Here is an 18003-nt window from a genome sequence, read left to right as displayed (position 1 = left end):
GCGGGCGGTCCGATCGGATCCGCGCCTAAGCGCCGTCCTCGGACGGGACGTATGGAACATACCCGACATCGCGCGATTCGTCTTCGCCGCCGATACGTCCATCGTGTCCGAGCGAAAACAGCACGAAACCCTCGCCGGCGGCCTCGATCCGGTAGTACAGCGGCCGCTGCCAAGGATCGATGAGTTCCGGCGTGCGCGCATAGGGGCCTAGCCCCCGACTGATGGTCAGCTCGTTCAAGGATCGAGGAAACCGACCGACATCTTTCCGGAAAGCTTCTGCTTTCCCACCGAGCGTGGCGATCTGAGCGCGTACCCGCATGTGATCGGTGCAGTAGGTCGGCACAACGATTCGATACGCCACCCACGCGGCGACCGATCCGGCCAGAACGATCCCGATCCAACACATGGCGCGCAAGCCGCCTCTGGCGTACCCGCCCCATCGCGCCCGAGCCGATAAGACCGTCCCGCCGGTCTGTGCGTTCATGGTTGCCACCTACACTTCCAACGTCATCCCAGGCCGCGCCAACGCCACCTTCACCCCGAAACGCTCGCCGATCTCTCCGGCCAGCGCCTCGCGCGCCTTGTCCTCGCCGTGCACCAGTGCCAGCGGCGGGTGGCCGGCGATCTGGCCGTACCATTCGATCAGGCCGCGCTGATCGGTATGCGCCGACAAACCGCCGATGGTGTGGCGCTGCGCTTGCGCGCGCACGTCGCGGCCGTGGATGCGCACCCACTGCGCGCCTTCGACCAGGCGCCGGCCGATGGTGCCTTCGGCCTGATAACCGACGAACACCACATGGGTCTGCGGCTTGCCCAGGTTGTGCTTGAAGTGGTGCAGGATGCGGCCGGCGTTGGCCATGCCCGAACCGGCGATGACGATGGCCCCGCGCTCGATCTGGTTGATCGCCATCGAGTCCTGCGCCGATTCGGTCAGATGCAGGTTGGGCAGGTTGAACGGATTGGGTTTTTCCTTCCACACCCGCGCCGCGTCTTCGTCGAACAAATCGGTGTGGCGGTCGTAGACCGCGACCACCTTGGCCGCCATCGGACTGTCGAGGAAAATCTTCCAGCGGCCAACTTGCCACTCGTCCCAGTACTTGGCCAACCAATACAGCAACTCTTGGCTGCGGCCGACCGCGAAGGCCGGAATCAGCACGTTGCCGCCGTCGTTCCAGGCAGTTTCCAGAATACGGCCCAGTTCGAGAATGGTCTCGGCGCGATCCTTGTGCAGACGGTCGCCGTAGGTGGATTCCATCAGCACCAGATCGGCGCGGTCGATCGGCGCGGGGTCGCGCAGGATCGGCGTGCCCTTGGGCCCGAGATCGCCGGAGAACACCAGCTTGCGCTGCTCGGCGTACACCTCCACCGCCGACGATCCCAGGATATGGCCGGCCTCGCGGAAGGCGATCTCCACGCCGGGCAGGATCTCGCGGCGGGTGTCGTAGGGCAGCGCCTGTACGCGCTGCATCGTCGCGTCGACGTCCTCGCGGGTGTACAGCGGGATCAGTTCGGCTTCGCCGTGCGGGCGCTTGCGGTTGCCGCGCTCAGCCTCGCTTTCGGCGATGGAGGCCGAATCGAGCAGCATGATCCGCATCAAGTCGGCGGTAGCTTGCTGAGCGTGGATGGCACCGCGAAAACCGCGCTTGATCAGCAGCGGTACCCGGCCGATGTGATCGATGTGGGCGTGGCTGATGACCAGCGCATCGAGCGTGGTCGCGTCGAAGCCGAACGGATCGGCATTGCGCCGCTCGGCTTCGGCACTGCCCTGGATCATGCCGCAATCGAGCAGGATGCGATGGCCGGCGGCCTCGACTTCGTGCAACGAACCGGTGACCTCGCCGGCGGCGCCGTGGAAATGAACGCGCATGATTCGATCTGCTCCTGATGCGGCATCGACCCGGCCTGGGTCGTGATCCAGGCGCCGAACTTAGCATGCGGGCAGGGAAGGCTTTGCGCGGGCGGGCACTGGCATTCGTGCGGGCGAGATCGGAGCTTCCGCGCGGTGGCCCAGGCCTCGCGGTTTCGCCGCAGGGCGGTTGTCGCGGTCGCGGCTCGCGCCGCTCCTACAAGGGCTTGCGAAGCGGCTTGGTCCCTGTAGGAGCGGCGCGAGCCGCGACCGCGAAACGCACTTACCGCGCAAACCCCGAACTCCCGCATCGTCCCCGCTCACCACCCCACATGACTGACGACACCCTTCCCCGCCGCCGAACGGGTCTATCGTCGCCCTGTCGCTGAGGACCTACGACGACAGGCCGCCCCCGAGAGCCGCCGTGTCCTGCCTCATCCCTGTCCGTCTGGCCGGAGTTGCCAATGTCCCGATCCAAATCCTCGCCGCTGCTGCTGCCGCTGGCTATCGCCGCCGCACTGAGCGCCTGCGCCAAACCCGAAACGCCGGCTCCGGTCGCGAACGCGCCTGCGGCCAGGCCCGCCACCGGACTCCAGCTCGACGAATCCAAATTGCCGCAACCGGTGCGTTTGGCCGCGGCCGATCTGGATGCAGGCAAGAACGTTTGCGACAACCTCGGCGAGTACGTCAACAGCCGCTGGTTCACCGCCAACCCGATCCCCGCCGATCGCTCGTCCTGGGGCGTGTCCGCCGCACTGTCCGAACGCGCGCTGGCGGTGCAACGCCAACTCGCCGAGCAAGCCGCGAGCGACGCCAAGGCCGGCGGCGTGGAAAAGATCGTGGGCGATCTGTGGGCCACCGGCATGGACGAGGCCAAGATCAACGCCCAAGGCATCGAGCCGCTGCGCCCCGAACTGGCGCAGATCGATGCGGTGCAATCGCCCGAACGGCTGGTCGTCTATCTGCGCGAAAGCGCGGCCAAGGGCCGGGGCGTGCTGTTCTATTTCGATGCCGATGCCGATTTCAAGAATTCGTCGGTCAATCTGGCGTACGCCATCCAGAACGGCCTGGGCCTGCCCGATCGCGGCTACTACTTCGACGCCGACAAGCGCGACAAACTCGCCGCGTATCAGCAGCACATCGGCAAAGTGCTGGAGCTGGCCGGCGCCAGCGCCGCCGACGCCGCTGCCCAGGCCAAGGCCGTGATCGAGTTCGAAACCCGACTGGCGCGGGCCTCGCTGTCGAACGAACAACTCTCGCGCGATGTCGCCTTGTACTACAACCCGATCAGCCCGGCCGCCGCCGACGAGCTCACCCCGAATTTCTCCTGGACCGCGTTCTTCCAGTCGCAAGGCGTGGCGGTTCCGCAGAAATTCTCGTTGGCGATGCCGGAGTTCCACAAGCAAGTCAGCCGGATGATCGCCGACACGCCGCTCGCGACTTGGCGCGCCTACCTGCGCTATCACGCCGTCGACAACGCTTCGCCGTATCTGAGCCAGGCCTTCGTCGATGAGAACTTCCAGTTCCACTTCAAAACCATGCTCGGGCAAAAAGAAGCCAAGGCGCGCTGGAAGCGCGTGCTCGGCCGCATCGGCGACCACGCCGGCGAAGCGATGGGCCAGCTCTACGTCAAAGTCGCCTTTCCGCCCGAGGCCAAGGCGCAGACACGGGCGCTGGTGGAGCAATTGCGCATCGCGCTCAAGGCGCGCATCGAAAACCTGTCGTGGATGAGCGCACCGACCAAGCAAAAGGCCCTGGAAAAGTGGGCCAGCTTCATGCCCAAGATCGGCTATCCGGACAAATGGCGCGATTGGAACGGCCTGACCACCGGACGCGACAGTTATTACGCCAACGTGCGTGCGGCCGATGAGTTCAACCACCGATGGAACCTGAGCAAGATCGGCAAGCCGGTGGACCGGACCGAATGGCAGATGAGCCCGCAGGAGGTCAACGCCTATTACAACTCGCTGCAGAACGAGATCGTGTTCCCGGCCGCAATCCTGCAACCACCGTTCTTCGACCCCAAGGCCGATGCGCCGCTGAACTACGGCGGCATCGGCGCGGTGATCGGCCACGAGATGATCCACGGTTACGACGATCAAGGCAGCCGCTTCGATCAGGCCGGCAACATGGTCAACTGGTGGACACCGGCCGACGCCAAGGGCTTCGCCGCGCGCGGCCAGAAACTGATCGAGCAGTTCGACGGCTACCGGACCGCGTCCGGCGCCCACGTCAACGGCAAACTGAGCCTGGGCGAGAACATCGCCGACCTGGGCGGTCTGTCGACGGCCTACGACGCCATGCATCTGGCGGTCGGCGATACGCCTGATCCCAAGATCGATGGCTTCAGTCGCGACCAGCGTTTCTTTCTGAATTTTGCGGCGAGCTGGCGCGACAACTACACACCGGACCTGCTCAAGGTGCTGCTCGCCTCCGATCCGCACGCGCCCAGCGATTTCCGCGCGATCGGCGCGCCATCCAACCTGCCCGCCTTCGCCGCCGCGTTCTCGTGCAAGCCCGGCCAGGCGATGGTGCGCGCGGCCGATAAGCAGGTGGTGATCTGGTAAGCGGGACCAACCTGAGATGAACTCCCAGTCTCCTCTCCCGCTTGCGGCAGAGGGCAGGCTGAGGGCATGCGCCTGACACGCCCTCATCCGGTCTATCGGCCACCTGCTCCCGCAACCGGGAGAAGGATTGGGCAATCCATCGCCAACCGCCGCCCGCCGTGCAGCGGATGCGCAAACCCGGCAAAACTGAACATTACAACGCCGTCACGCATGACCTTCGACACCCTTCCCACGGTCTGATCGGGACTATCGTCCGCCCGTGTCCCGGCCCTGGCCGCGCCAGGCCGGCCCGAAATCCGCGACAATCCGTGTCCGTTTCTCGCCACCGCCTCTCCGGCTGGAGCTCTCTAGTGACCTTCAAGAAACCGCAAGTCCTGCTGCTATCCCTCGCCATCGCCACCGTCGTGGCCGCCTGCGGCAAGTCCGAAACCCCCGCTCCGGCCGCCTCAACCGGCGACATCGCCGCCAAGCCGGCCGAAAGCGTCGAGTTCAAGATCGACGAAAGCAAGCTGCCGCCGGTCAACCGCTTCACCCTCGACGACCTGGACAAGACCAAGGACGCCTGCACCGACTTCGGCGGTTACGTCAACGGCAAGTGGCTGGCCGCCAACGCCATCCCGGGCGACCGCACCTCCTGGGGCGCGTTCGAGATGCTCGATGAGCGCTCCACCGGCGTGCAGCGCCAGTTGGCCGAACAGGCCGGCGCCGACACCAAGGGCACCGGCGTGGAGAAGATCGTCGGCGACCTGTGGGCCACCGGCATGGACGAAGCCAAGGTCAACGCCCAGGGCATCGATCCGCTGAAGGGCGATCTGGCCAAGATCGACGCGATCGACAGCCCGGAGAAGATCGCCGCCTATCTGCGCGACGCCGCCGTCACCGGCGACAACGCGCTGTTCGGCTTCGGCGCCGAAGCCGATTTCAAGGATTCGGCCAACAACATCGCCTACGCCTCGCAGGGCGGCCTGGGCCTGCCGGACGCGCCGTACTACACCGACGCCAAGTTCAAGGACAAGCTGGCCGCCTACGAGCAGCACATCGCCAAGGTGCTCGAACTCGGCGGCGCCAAGCCCGAGGACGCGGCCAAGCAGGCCCGCGACGTGATCGCGTTCGAAACCCGCCTGGCCACGGCCTCCAAGACCCGCGAGCAGCTCTCGCGCGACGTCTCGCTGTACTACAACCCGATCGCTCCGGCCAAGGCCGACGAGCTGACCCCCAACTTCTCCTGGACCAAGTTCTTCCAATCGCAGGGCGTGGCCGTGCCGAAGCTCTTCTCGCTGGCGGTGCCCGGCTTCCACGAAGAAGTCAGCAAGATGATCGGCGACACGCCGGCCGCCACCTGGCAGGCGTACCTGCGCTTCCACGCCATCGACAGCTCCTCGCCGTATCTGTCCGAAGCGTTCGTGCAGGAGAACTTCAACTTCTACAACAAGACCTTGCGCGGCCAGAAGGAACTCAAGGAGCGCGGCAAGCGCGTGCTCGACACGATCGAGAGCCAGGCCGGCGAAGCGATGGGCCAGTTTGTACGTCAAGGTCGCCTTCTCGCCCGAATCCAAGGAGCGCATGCAGACCCTGGTCAAGAACCTCAGCGAGTCGCTCAAGGCCCGCATCGAGAATCTGGCCTGGATGAGCGCCGACACCAAGAAGAAGGCGCTGGAGAAGTGGGCCAGCTTCACGCCCAAGATCGGCTACCCGGACAAGTGGCGCGACTGGTCGGGCCTGAGCACCGGCCGCGACAGCTACTACGCCAACGTCAAGGCGGCCAACCAGTTCAACTACAAGTGGAACCTGAGCAAGATCGGCAAGCCGGTCGACAAGACCGAATGGGGCATGCCGCCGCAGATGGTCAACGCCTACTACAACCCGCTGCAGAACGAGATCGTGTTCCCGGCCGCGATCCTGCAGCCGCCGTTCTTCGATCCCAAGGCCGACGACGCCACCAACTACGGCGGCATCGGCGCGGTGATCGGCCATGAAATGACCCACGGTTACGACGACCAGGGTTCGCGCTTCGGGCCGACCGGCAACATGGAAGTGTGGTGGGCGCCTTCCGACGCCAAGGCGTTCTCGGGGCTGACCGCCAAGCTGATCAAGCAGTTCGACGGTTACGACGCCGGCAACGGCCAGCACGTCAACGGCACCCACACCCTGGGCGAGAACATCGCCGACCTCGGCGGCCTGGCCACCGCGTTCGATGCGATGAAGAAGGCCGCGGGCGAGACGCCGGACCCGAAGACCGACGGCCTGACCCGCGACCAGCGCTTCTTCCTCAACTGGGGCACCGTGTGGCGCCGCAACTTCACCGACGAAGAGCGCAAGGTGCGTCTGCAGACCGACGAGCACGCCCTGGCCAACTTCCGCGCGATCGGCGCGCCGTCGAACCTCCCGAGCTTCGCCGCGGCGTTCTCGTGCAAGCCCGGCCAGCCGATGGTGCGCGAAGGCGACAAGCAGGTGGTGATCTGGTGATCGCGCGGGCGCGGCGGTGACTGCGCGCCGTTCGATCAGGACAGCGAAAAGGCCCGGGATTCCCGGGCTTTTTTGTGCGGTGGTTTATCGGACGACGGATTGGTCGAAGGTTCGAAGGCTGATGCCCGGATGCGGGAGCGCAGGCATCCACGCAACAAATCCGATACGACGACAGCAGCGATCGCGACCGATGACTCAGAGCGCGAACGACTTTCGTGCCACATCCCACGCTGGGGATCAGTCGCCGACGGGTTCCAGCGCGCTCATCATCGCCGCGATTTCGCGGCTCGCTTCGCGCGGCTGCGCGGCCAGTTCCCGGGCGACCGAGAGGCGATTCGCTTCGGGATGGTTCTGGCTGAGCTTCCACTTCATCACCGCGCCTTCGGCGAGAAAACGAAAACCAATGATGCCGCGCAACTGGCTGACGTGATCCTCGCGCTCGCGCTCGAACCGCCAGTCGCGTCCGACCGAAGCCTCGTGTCGGTCGCTCAGATCGGCCACCACGCCGGCGAGGAAGTCGGTGTCCTCGAAGGTCTCCAGCTCGCCTTGCAGATGCGCCACTGCATAGTTCCAGGTCGGCACGCGCGATTCTTCTTCCTTGTCCAGATACCACGACGGCGACACGTAGGCGTGCGGGCCGTGGAAAATCATCAAGGCCGAACCTGCATGCTTGGCCTGTTTGTTCGGTCGCGCCCAATGGCCGCGGATCTCGATCCGGTTGCCGTCGCGCCGGTACAGCACCGGAAGATGCGACACTGTCGGCGCGCCGTCGCGCACGGTGATCAGGGTGGCGAAATCGTCCCGCGCTACCAGCGCATCCAGCGCGGCGAGATCGGCTTCGGCGAAAGCTTTCGGCAGGTACATGCGCGTTCCATACGGTGTCGTGGTAGACGCCGATACTATCCCAGCCCACGCCGCGCCAGCCGGACTTCAACGGCAGATTCGGCGCGGCCGGCCGGCGCGCCGCACCTGCTCCGACTTCAAGCCGATTACCTCACGTTGCGCGTGCATTTCCGACCCGGATTTTGGATCGCGGCGACCCACTACGCCGATCGCCCATCACCGGCCGCACGCGCCTTGACGTTCACGCCGGAGCCAGTCGCTCCCGTGCCTCCGCGCCGGCCGGCCGGCCGGCGATCCGCGCCATCGCATGCCGGCCGGATATGGCGCCTCATCGCGTTTATCCGATCAGCCGTCATCGATTGACGCCGCCATCAACTGAACCGCGCCATGCGCCGACGCCACGATGCCGGATATGACGATGCCACCCCACCACCGAATCGACATCGTTCCCATCGCAATCGCGATTTTCGCGTTGGGCGTCGCAAATCCAGGGTGTTGCAACCACGCGGCGAATCTGGCCAATCCGCCCGAAAACTGAAAACATGGACGTCAGGACCTCGCGCCGTTTCCGCCACGACGTGATACAGGGAAACGCCACGAAACATCGCGTATGTTTCCTGCCGGCCGCTCCCGGACCCGACCATCGCGCGCAGTCTCACAGGGAATCCAGTGAAAACCATCGCCTTCATCGAAACCGCCTCGGCTCAGGGACTGCGGAACCTCGCCACCGCCCGCGCGCTGGGTTACCGGACGATCTTCGTCAGCGAAAACCCGGGGCAATACCGCCCGTCGCCCTCGGCCGGCGGTGACGATCCGCTGGCGCAGGCCGATGAGATCGTGATCGCCTCCAGCACGTTCTCGGCGCAATCCATCGCCGAGGCCATCGGCGAGCGAGCGCTCGACGGCGTGATCGCGTTCGGCGACTACCACCTGATTCCCGCCGCCGAGTACGCGCGTTCGCGCGGCCTGCCCCACTGCGACATTGCCGCGCTCGAACGCGGCCGCCGCAAGGACCTGATGCGCGCCTGGCTGCGCGAGGCCGGCGTGCCGATGCCGCGCTTCGCCGTCGTCGACGATGCCGACGCGGCGCCGACCTCGCCGATCGGTTATCCGTGCATCGTCAAGCCTGCCGACGACAACGGCAGCGTCGGCATCCACCGCGCCGACGACGATGCCGGCTTCCGCCGCGCGGTCGCTGCGGTGCTGGCCACCGGCATGAGCAAGCGCGGCTTCCGCCTGGCCGGCAAGGCGCTGGTCGAGGAATTCCTGCTCGGCGTGGAAATGAGCGCCGAAGCGGTGTGGACGCCGGACGGCTGGGCGATCCTCGGGTTGTCGGCGCGGCGCAACGCCGGTCCGATCGGCGCAACCGAAATCTCGCTGACCTTCCCCGCCGACGTGTCGGCCGACGCGAGCGCCGAGATCCATCGCGCGGTGCACGCGTGGCTAGACGCCTCGGGCTTGAACGTGGGCGGCGCCCATGTCGAATTCCGGCTCGGCGCGCATGGCCCGCAGTTGCTGGAAATCAATCCGCGCCTCGCAGGTTCCGGCCTGACCGAACTGGTGCGCATCGCCAGCGATTTCGACCCAGTCGCCTACGTGATCGCCCAGGCCGTGGGCGATGCGTATCCGCTGCCGGCCTGCCCGCTCGCGCCAGCGCGCGCGGCGACCCTGGAATTCCTGCATTCCGAGCGCCAGGGCACGCTGCGTGCGGTCCACGGATTGGATACGGTGCGAAGCATGCCTTCGGTGATGGCCGCCGACATCACCGCCGATCTTCCGCGCGAGGTCGCGCCGATCCTCACCAACTACGATTTTCTCGGATATGTGCTGGCGGTCGCGGCAAACCCGAACGAATCGCTCAAGCATGCGCGCAGCGCCATCGGCGAATTCCGGCTCGACATCGACTGACCGCCGCGCTCGCAGCGGACACGCTGCGCATCTCAATCAAGGAACGATCCCACCGCCATGAACACCGTCCAGCTGACCCCGACCTTCGACCCCGCCCCCCTGCACGCGGATTATCTGGCGATCTGCCAGGCCATCGAAAGCTTGCCGGCCGGTTACCCGGGCGAAGGCCATGTCGGTTGGACCTCGATCTGCGTGTTCTCGTTGTCGTCGGGCGAATCCACCGTGCTGGAGCGCGCGCCCTACATCCGCGAAGTGCTGAACACGCTGCGCCTGCGCCTGCGCCTGGCGCGCCTGCTGGCGCTGGAACCGGGCGGGGTGATCCGCGAGCACAGCGATTCGTTCCTGTCCAAGCGCATCGTGCGCCTGCATCTGCCGGTCGTCACCCATCCGGACGTGAGGATGCAGGTCGGCGGCGACGCTTGTCCGTGGCGCGCCGGCGAACTGTGGTACGGCGATTTCTCCAAGCCGCATCACGGCGTGAACGGCAGCGTGCTGACCCGCGTGCATCTGGTCATGGATGTGACCGCCGACGAACACCTGCTGAGCTTGTTCCCGCCGGACCGGATACCGGCGAGCCTGTCGGCGCTGGACGACGAAGATCTCGATCACGAACTCGATCCACGCGTGCTGAACCGCTTCGCATTCCGTTTCACCTTGCCGGCCGGATTCGAATTGCCGGGCACCGGCCTGGAGCGGCTACCCGCGGCGGCCGAAGGCAGCCTCGGCCTGGTCGACAGCGAGTTGTGCGTGTTCGTGAACGAGCAACCCTTGCTCAAGGCGGTGCCGGTGTCGGAGGAAACCCTGGACCTGCTCGGGCTCGGCGCCGAGGCGCAACTGCGCTACGCCTTCGATGGCGAGCGTATCCGCAGCGTCTCGCTCGCGCTCGGCCCGCATGTGGTCTACACCTTCGATCTGCGCGCACCGCGACTGGACGCGGTCGAAGCCTGAGCGGAAGATTCTGCCGTTCTGATTCTGCGGTGTTGATTCGCCCGCTCGGGTTCGCCCGCGCGCGTAACGCGCGGTCGCGCACGATGCACAAGTTCGAACGCGAGCTCGTGATCCGGTCGACTCAGCCTGCGGCCGTCGGCGGCCTGAAATAAATCAGATTGCCGACCGGCCCGATGCGATAACCGAACACCGCGACGAAACCGCTCGCGCTCAGCAACTCGTCGAACTGGCGCTTGATCGGCGCATCCTCGTAGCGCTCCTCGATATTGGTTTCCAGATCGATCAGCGAGATATGCCGCAATACGTCCGCCCCGCCCTGCAGGGCTTTCAGTTCCGCACCCTGGATGTTCAGGCGCAGATAACTGAAATCGCGGGCTCGCCAGCCATGCGGAAGGTCGTCGACCATTTCGTCCAGGGTCGTGCCCGGCACCGAAATCTCGCTGTAGGCCACCGCGGCGCGGCTCATCCAGCGCTTGAACGGACGCTTGTACCAGGGCAGCGATACGCCGAAGTCGTCCCACAGATCCAGCTCGGAAAAATTCTCGCGCCGAGGCTTGGCCAGCGACGACAGCGAGGTCATGCCGGTGCGGTAGAACGTGCACGGCCCCGAACGGTCGGTTACGGCGCAGCGCACCGCATGCGCGCGCGCGGGCGGCTCGCCGAGGAACTCGGCGACCAGACCGCAGGTTTCGTTGAACGCATCCACGCGCGTGCTCAATTCGGCGTATTCCTCGGGCAAGGGTTCGACCATGATCACGTTGCGGAATCCGAGCGCGGCGTACATCGGCAGTTCCTGGCCGATGTGCCCGCCCAGGTGCAGCACGCCGGTGCGCGGCACGCCGAGCTTGTCCAACAATTGCCGATAGCCGCACAACAGCGGATCGACCCGGGTCGAAGCGGCCTGCACCATCCCGGCCAGCAACGGCGCGGGAACCGGTTTGTAGTCGATGTCCATCGGTGTGCTCATGCGTTCGAATTCCATGTTGCGATGTTTTCGGCCGGCCGCCTGCGTTCGACCTCGATCAACGCCGGGTCCAGGACCGGCGGGGCCGGTTCGCGAAATACGTTGCGCGCCTCCGCCGTCGCCGGCGGTTTCATCAGCGCGTTGGTCAGCCGGCTCAGCATCCGCCGCTTGATTCCGGAGCGGTGCCAGACCCACGCCTGCACCGCCACCGGAAGCCCTCCGACGCGCAGCTTCGGCTCGGCCGTCGATTGCCCCAGGCTCGCGGCCGTGCAGCCGCGCTCGATCGCCAGTCGCACCACTTCGTACAGCAGGCGGAAGTACACGCCCTCCTCGCGCGCCGCCTCGCGGGTGAAGCCGGTACTCGAATAACGCAGCACCTCGCCGTCGAGATACACCAGGCCGAATCCGGCGACGCTGCCGTCGGAGCGGCGCAGCAGCACCGCGCGCGATTCTTCAAGGCCGCTGGCCTGTTGCAGGAAGCGCTCGGTGATGACCACGCGGTGATAACGACCGACGCGGTCGTACAAGCCGCGCCACAGCGCGGCCAGTTCCGGGGCCAGCGCGGCGAAGTCCTCCACCACCTCGCAACACAGCCCGGCGGTCGCCTTCATGTGTTGTTCGAGCCGGCGCCGATACGGACTGCGCATGCGCGCCTTGTAGTCCTCGAAGCTGCGATCCGGCAGCGCGATGACATAGTTCGACGGCAGCGGCACCGGCATGAATCCCAGCTCGCGCAGGACCGATTCGCTCGACGGCGCCGAGGCGGTATCGATATCGCGCACGACCACCAGCGCGTTGTCGTTGCGCCTGGAATAACTCATGGCCCAGTTCGCCAGCGCCTTGACGGTGTCGACCGACGAGGCATCCGCATGCGCCGGATAGCCCACGCCGACCGGCAAACCGAGCTCGATCACCTGATACTTGAGAAAACCGGGGACCAGCCTGCGCACGAAGCGCGCGCCGTCCTGAACCCGCCGGTCGCCGAGTTCGGCCACATCCACCGAACTGCGATAACCGACCGCGACGCCTAGGGTCTTGCCGTCGGCGCCGGCGAGCGTCAGCGGGATCATCCGATAGCCGTCCATCTGCACGTGGCGCGCGCAGTCGAGAAAGCGATGACTCAGGCACAGATGCCCCGGCGGCGCCCAGCGGTCCCATTCGACCGCGGCGCCGGCCCAATCGCGGTCGGCGATTTCGCTCACACCGGCGATCGCGCCGGTAGTCGCCCCGGCAGTCGGGCGACCGGCGACGATATCGCTCCCGGCGGCGGCGAACAGGCTCATCGCGTGCTCGTCCGGCCCGCGCTCGCCAGGCGTGATTCCGATGCATGCTTCCGATACACGTGCACGTGCCACAGCTGGGTACGTTCGCGCGCGATCAACGGCAGATAACGGTCGCTGACCTCGGCGAATCCTTCGGAGTCGGGGCGGACCACCCGCATATGGCCGCGCGTCACCACCAGCGCATCGTCCGCCAACGCAGGACGCATGCGTTGCAGCAATCCCTGCGCGATGTCGTCCGGCAGGAACGAAGGCACATCGGAGATCGAAACGAAATCGACGCCAGAACGCGCCGCGACCGTTTCGATCGCGTCCGCCTGCACGATCTGGGTTTCGCAATCGAGCAACGCCCGCTTGGCCTCGGCGAACACGTCCGCGCGGCATTCGACCGGAAACCCGGACTCATCCACCAGCTTGCCGAAGAACACCATCTGCAGGAAGAAACTGTCCCTCGCCGGCGCCTGGGTGAACAAGGCCTCGAAGATATCCTGATAACGCTGGAACGAGCTGATGCCAAGATTGTTGCGCGGGAAATCGCCGCGATAGAGCAACGAGTTCAACACCGCGGAGTTGCCGAGCAGGGCGACCACGAGATTCCAGCGCCGGCGCGGGAATCGGGTGAGGTAGTACTCGCGCTGCGCCTCCAGGCCTTCGGTGGCGAAGATCCCCCGCCCGGCCTCGCCGGTCATCAGACGGGTGATGCGATGCAAGGTCTGCAGCATGCGTTCGAAGCGGCCGAGATAGATCGGATCGCGGCCGTCGGCGGCGCCGAACAGGCCGGAGACCAGCGCGTGATCCGCGTCCGGCAGACCGAGCGAATCCAGCCGCCGCGCGCGCTGCAGCGCCGACATTCCGTCGCGATAACCGAGGAACTGCAGGAACTCCTCGCGCTCGCAGCGCGCCAGCAAGGCCAAGCGCAAGCGGGTGAACGCCAGCTGCTCCGGCAGGATATCGACGCAGACCAGCCGCCGCGGCCGCTTGGCCAGCAGCGGCAGCACGCGGCCGCCGCAGCCGGCGACCGCGACCACCTGGCTCGCGCCTTGCGGCAACAGCTCCAGTTCCAGCGAGCTGTCTTCATCGCCCATCGAATAGTTCAGCGTATGGAAATACTTGCCCATCGTCCCGTCGCAAAGAGTGTCGGAAACCGTCCGCGCCGGTGCTCAGGCCTCGGCCAGTGCCGGCGCTTCGCGCAGCACGTCGAGGAAGGCGTAGCGCCGCGACTTGCCGGAGCGGTACAGCTCGTACTCGCGATGAACTTCCTCGAGCATCGCGCCGGTCAGGCGCAGGCTGGTTTCCATGACCCGTTCTACGTCGACCCAGTCCTGCTCGCTCTTGCAGGTACGGCGCATGATGGTCTTGATCTCCTCGAAATGATCGGCGTCGATGTCGGAGTGGGCGATGAAGAAGGTCAGCTGCGATTCCTGCAGTTCCAGGGTGGTGCGTAGGCGATCGATCAGCGGGTTGATGTACTCGTAGGCGTTCTCGGCCCAATAGCTGTATCCCAACCGCTGCAGGGGGTTGCCGGTGAACGACACCCAGTACAGATAGGCGATCAGGATCTCGGTCGACGGCAGCGGCTGCGGGATGTCGAACTTGTGATCCTTCAGGCCGATGCTCATCACGTCGTGCAGCGCCATTTTCTCGTGCCCGACTTCCTCGGCCGCGTGCTCGAAGCAGAACTTCGCGTACGGCGCGAGCTCGGCGTGACGCACGCCGACCAGCGCCTGGTTGCGCGCGTTATGGGCGGTGTAGTGATAGGTCTCGAGCATGTAGATGGCGTACAGCGCCTTGTCCACGCTGCCCCCGCGGATCGCGCGCACCAGCTCGCTGGTGTCGAGGATCTCGCCCCAGATGGCCGTGACCCGTTCGTTCAATCGGCCGATCCGCGCGTTGAAATCGATGTCGCTCATCTCTTGCCTTTCCTTGCTGGAGTGGAGGGGGATGCAATGCAGGGGGCGACGCTCGCGACGCCGCCGGATGCGCGTGGGATCGGTCAGGCGGGCACGAGAGCCTCGGCTTCGTCGCGACGGCGCCCCAACGCTGTGCTGAGCAGGCGGTGGGTGCGGGCGATTTCGCCCTGGACGATCATGTAGCCCTGCTCGCTGCGCGACGGCAGCACGACCGGCGAATCGATCGCGGCATCGATGCCCCAGGGCTTGTACAGGCGCACATAGGTTTCGCGCACGATCGAGAAGAACGAATCGAACAGCGATTCGCGCATCACCGTCTCGGCCAATTCGTAGAACAGCCGCTCGTGCAGGCGCCAGTTGCGCGCCTCGCGCACCACCGCGACCCGGTTGAGCTGGGCGCAGTTGGAGCGGTCGAAGCGCTCGAGCATGGCAGCGTCCATATCCATGCTGGCCTCCCAACCCAGTTCGGGATGGAACGGCGACAGCCGGCACGCCGCGACCACCCGATCGCCGGAAAACCCGGCGAAAACGTGCGAGAACGCAAGCCAGGTGCGTTCGCTTTCGCGCTGACTCAGGTACGGCGCGGTGTCGCGGAATTGTTCACCCCAGAACTGCGCGACGCTTTCGAGTTCTCGATCGTCGGTAACCTTCCTGAAACTAAGACTGTCCTGCATGCGTCCACTCCATGGATACGCTGATCGGCTATCGATAAAACTCGCGGCGGCAAAATATCCGAGCGCCGCGACGATATCCGGACTTCGGTCGCTAAACCCTTAGTCTCATTAGTCATATAGGTACGCGTTGTGGCGCACGATCACAGTTGCGATGCTACGCGCCATGAGGAAACCCAAAAATGTCGCACCGATTGCGCAATCCGACCTCGCGCCGCGCCTGGTCCGTCTGGTACCAGGAGAGAATACGCACCGGACCGTCGGCGGCGGCCACGTTCGCTCAGCCGAACGCTGAACATCGATAACAGGGCGTTCCACAGCCGTCCACCAGATGCATCGGTCCGCCGGATCGGCCGATCCGGCGGCGAGCCCATGTGCCCGACGGCCGCGCCGGCCGGCCTGGGCCTCGGTTCCCAAACCCGTTCACCGCCATCGCCGCCCCAGTTGTTAAACTCCCGCGTCCCCAGGATGGAATACGCGATGTCGACCTTACGCCCGCTTACCTGCGCCCTTGCCCTCAGCCTGATCGCCGGACTGGCCTCGCCCACCGCCGATGCCGCCAAGAAGAAGGCCGCCGCCAAGCCCAAGGCCCCGGCCGCCGCGAACGCCTGCAGCGACTTCTACGCCAACGCCAATGCCGACTGGCTGCGCGCCAACCCGCTGTCGGGCGCCGCCTCGGTGTCCTCGCTGGAAACCCTGGCCGCCAACGCGCGCCGCCAGCAGTTGGAACTGCTCAACACCGCGATGACCTCGCCGCAGGGCAACGTGCAGAAGCTGCTCGGCGACTTCTGGGCCAGCGGCCTGGACGAAGCGGCGGTCGAACGCGACGGCTCGCAGCCGATCGCCCCGCTGCTGGGCCGCATCAACGCGATCAAGAAGAGCAAGGAAGTCCCCGCCTCGATCGCCGCGCTGCATCAGGTCGGCATCCCGGTGCTGTTCAACTTCGGCGCCGACATCGACCTGCAGGACCTGGAGCGCCACATCGGCTACTTCAGCCAGGGCGGCCTGGGCCTGCCCGACCCGGCCTACTACACCCGCACCGACGCCGACACGCGCCAGTTGCTGGGCCATTACAACAACTACGTGCAGAAGATCCTGACCCTGACCGGCACGCCGAAGGAAAAGCTCGCCGCCGAGGCGCAGTGGGTCATCGATCTGGAAACCCGCATCGCCCGCGCGTCCAAGCCGCTGCCGGACCTGCGCGATCCGCGCGCCAACTACGCACCGGTGCAGGTCGCCGCCCTGGCCAAGACCTACAAGGGCCTGCAACTGGGCGATTTCCTCAAGGCCCAGGGCGTCAGCGACGACAGCGTCTCGCTGGCCAACCCGCAGTTGTTCGCCGAACTCGACAAGCTGATCGGCAGCATCAAGCCCGACCAGTGGAAGGTCTACCTGCGCTGGCGCGTCGGCGATTCGATGGCGCCGTACCTGGCCAAGTCCTTCCGCGACGCCGAGTTCGATTTCCGCGGCAAGGTGCTGCGCGGCGCGCGCGAACAGCCCGTGCGCCAGCAGGCGGTGCTCGATGCGATCACCCTGGCCGCCGGCCCGATGGTCGGCCACGAATACGCCGCGCGTTACCTGCCCCCCGCCACCGACGCACGCGCCGAGCAGATCGCAACGCAGGTGCGCGAAGCGCTCGGCAAGGCCATCGACGCCGACACCCGCTTCAGCGAAAGCGCCAAGAACGAAGCGCGCGCCAAGCTGGGCAAGCTCAAGATCGAAGTCGGCACGCCCAAGCGCGATCTGGACTACACCGTGCAGCCGATGGGCCGCGGCAGCTTCGGCAGCAACATGCTGATCGCCTCGACCTGGCGCCATCGCGAAGAAATGAAGCGCATCGGCCGCGGCAACGCCGACCGCCGCTGGGACGTGCTGCCGCAGGACCCGGCGCTGGCCTACGACATCGCCCAGAACCGCCTGATCGTCACCGCGGCGATGCTGCAGGCTCCGGTGCTCGACCTGAGCAAGCCCGAGGCCGCGCAATACGGCGCGTACGGCGCGCTGGTCGGCGCCGAACTCACCCATGGCTTCGACAACCGCGGCCGCTACGTCAACGCCAAGCAGGAAGTGCGCGACTGGTGGACCCCGGCCGAAGTCTCGGCCTGGGACGCGCTGGGCAGCCGCGTGGCCGCGCAGTACAGCGCCGAGCCCTACCCGGGCCTGACCGCGACCAAGGTCAACGGCAACCAGGTGCGCGATGTCGCCATCGCCGACCAAGCCGGCGTCGAACTCTCCTGGGCCGCGTTCCGCGCCGCGCAACCGGCCGGCACCAAGGACGCCAACCAGGCGTTCTTCAAGGGTTGGGCCGGCCTGTGGGCGCAGCAGCTGAGCCCGGAAGTCGCCGCGCAGCGTTCGGCCGCCGGCATCCACGCCCCGGGCCAGTGGCGCACCAACATCCCGCTGTCCAACCTGTCCGCGTTCGGCGAAGCCTACGGCTGCAAGGCCGGCACGGCGATGACCCGCAAGGCCGATCAGCAGGTCAAGGTCTTTCCCTGATCGGCTTGCTCGATAATCGCGGCAAAGAAAAAGCCCGGCATCACCGGGCTTTTTCTTTATCGATGCCGCATTGCGCCCTGTAGGAGCGGCGCGAGCCGCGACTG

The 18003-nt window shown here is 66.2% G+C and carries 12 protein-coding genes and 1 pseudogene; 5 read left to right on the top strand and 8 right to left on the bottom strand.

The features are described from left to right. Positions 1-25: 25 nt before the first annotated feature. Together ACTOWJ_RS06505 and ACTOWJ_RS06500 are read right to left on the bottom strand one after the other, a co-directional pair. The gene (locus ACTOWJ_RS06505; protein ID WP_441333785.1) at positions 26-484 is read right to left on the bottom strand and encodes a type II secretion system protein GspG; all 459 of its coding nucleotides are present in this window, start codon (positions 482-484) and stop codon (positions 26-28) included. A gap of 9 nt (positions 485-493) precedes the next feature. Next, positions 494-1867, bottom strand: a complete 1374-nt coding sequence (locus ACTOWJ_RS06500) for an MBL fold metallo-hydrolase (RefSeq protein WP_441333784.1) — start codon at positions 1865-1867, stop codon at positions 494-496. Positions 1868-2310: 443 nt separating this feature from the next. On the opposite strand from ACTOWJ_RS06500, the gene ACTOWJ_RS06495 reads away from it, so the two are divergent. Further along, a complete protein-coding gene (locus ACTOWJ_RS06495; RefSeq protein ID WP_441333783.1) occupies positions 2311-4413 on the top strand; it encodes a M13 family metallopeptidase in 2103 nt (700 codons plus the stop codon). 374 nt (positions 4414-4787) lie between these two features. Further along, positions 4788-6879, top strand: a pseudogene (locus tag ACTOWJ_RS06490) (M13 family metallopeptidase). 237 nt (positions 6880-7116) lie between these two features. Here ACTOWJ_RS06490 and ACTOWJ_RS06485 read toward each other — a convergent pair. Beyond that, positions 7117-7743, bottom strand: coding sequence for an FMN-binding negative transcriptional regulator (locus ACTOWJ_RS06485; protein ID WP_441333782.1), 627 nt, complete (start codon positions 7741-7743; stop codon positions 7117-7119). Positions 7744-8391: 648 nt separating this feature from the next. On the opposite strand from ACTOWJ_RS06485, the gene ACTOWJ_RS06480 reads away from it, so the two are divergent. After that, a complete protein-coding gene (locus ACTOWJ_RS06480) occupies positions 8392-9630 on the top strand; it encodes an ATP-grasp domain-containing protein (RefSeq protein ID WP_441333781.1) in 1239 nt (412 codons plus the stop codon). A 57-nt stretch (positions 9631-9687) separates the two neighbouring features. Beyond that, positions 9688-10578 (top strand): aspartyl/asparaginyl beta-hydroxylase domain-containing protein, encoded by an 891-nt coding sequence (locus ACTOWJ_RS06475; protein ID WP_441333780.1) that lies wholly within the window; start codon positions 9688-9690, stop codon positions 10576-10578. A gap of 121 nt (positions 10579-10699) precedes the next feature. Here the strand turns inward: ACTOWJ_RS06475 and ACTOWJ_RS06470 are convergent, their stop codons facing one another. The 5 genes from ACTOWJ_RS06470 to ACTOWJ_RS06450 form a co-directional block, all read right to left on the bottom strand. Beyond that, positions 10700-11545 (bottom strand): FkbM family methyltransferase, encoded by an 846-nt coding sequence (locus ACTOWJ_RS06470; RefSeq protein WP_441333779.1) that lies wholly within the window; start codon positions 11543-11545, stop codon positions 10700-10702. Then, positions 11542-12825, bottom strand: coding sequence for a GNAT family N-acetyltransferase (locus ACTOWJ_RS06465; RefSeq protein ID WP_441333778.1), 1284 nt, complete (start codon positions 12823-12825; stop codon positions 11542-11544). Before ACTOWJ_RS06465 ends, ACTOWJ_RS06470 begins: the two co-directional genes overlap by 4 nt. Continuing rightward, positions 12822-13940, bottom strand: coding sequence for a DUF3419 family protein (locus tag ACTOWJ_RS06460; RefSeq protein ID WP_441333777.1), 1119 nt, complete (start codon positions 13938-13940; stop codon positions 12822-12824). The genes ACTOWJ_RS06465 and ACTOWJ_RS06460 overlap by 4 nt, the downstream gene beginning before the upstream one ends. A gap of 42 nt (positions 13941-13982) precedes the next feature. Further along, complete coding sequence (locus tag ACTOWJ_RS06455) at positions 13983-14732, bottom strand: iron-containing redox enzyme family protein (protein WP_441333776.1); 750 nt, start codon at positions 14730-14732, stop codon at positions 13983-13985. Positions 14733-14815: 83 nt separating this feature from the next. After that, complete coding sequence (locus ACTOWJ_RS06450) at positions 14816-15406, bottom strand: hypothetical protein (protein ID WP_441333775.1); 591 nt, start codon at positions 15404-15406, stop codon at positions 14816-14818. Positions 15407-15883: 477 nt separating this feature from the next. On the opposite strand from ACTOWJ_RS06450, the gene ACTOWJ_RS06445 reads away from it, so the two are divergent. Further along, complete coding sequence (locus ACTOWJ_RS06445) at positions 15884-17899, top strand: M13 family metallopeptidase (RefSeq protein WP_441333774.1); 2016 nt, start codon at positions 15884-15886, stop codon at positions 17897-17899. The last annotated feature ends 104 nt before the right edge of the window (positions 17900-18003 follow it).

This window comes from Lysobacter sp. CA199 (assembly GCF_052078715.1).
In the GTDB taxonomy this organism is placed as follows: domain Bacteria; phylum Pseudomonadota; class Gammaproteobacteria; order Xanthomonadales; family Xanthomonadaceae; genus Lysobacter.
The sequence above is the reverse complement of the archived record's forward strand: the minus strand, read 5'-3'. Positions and strand labels throughout refer to the sequence as shown.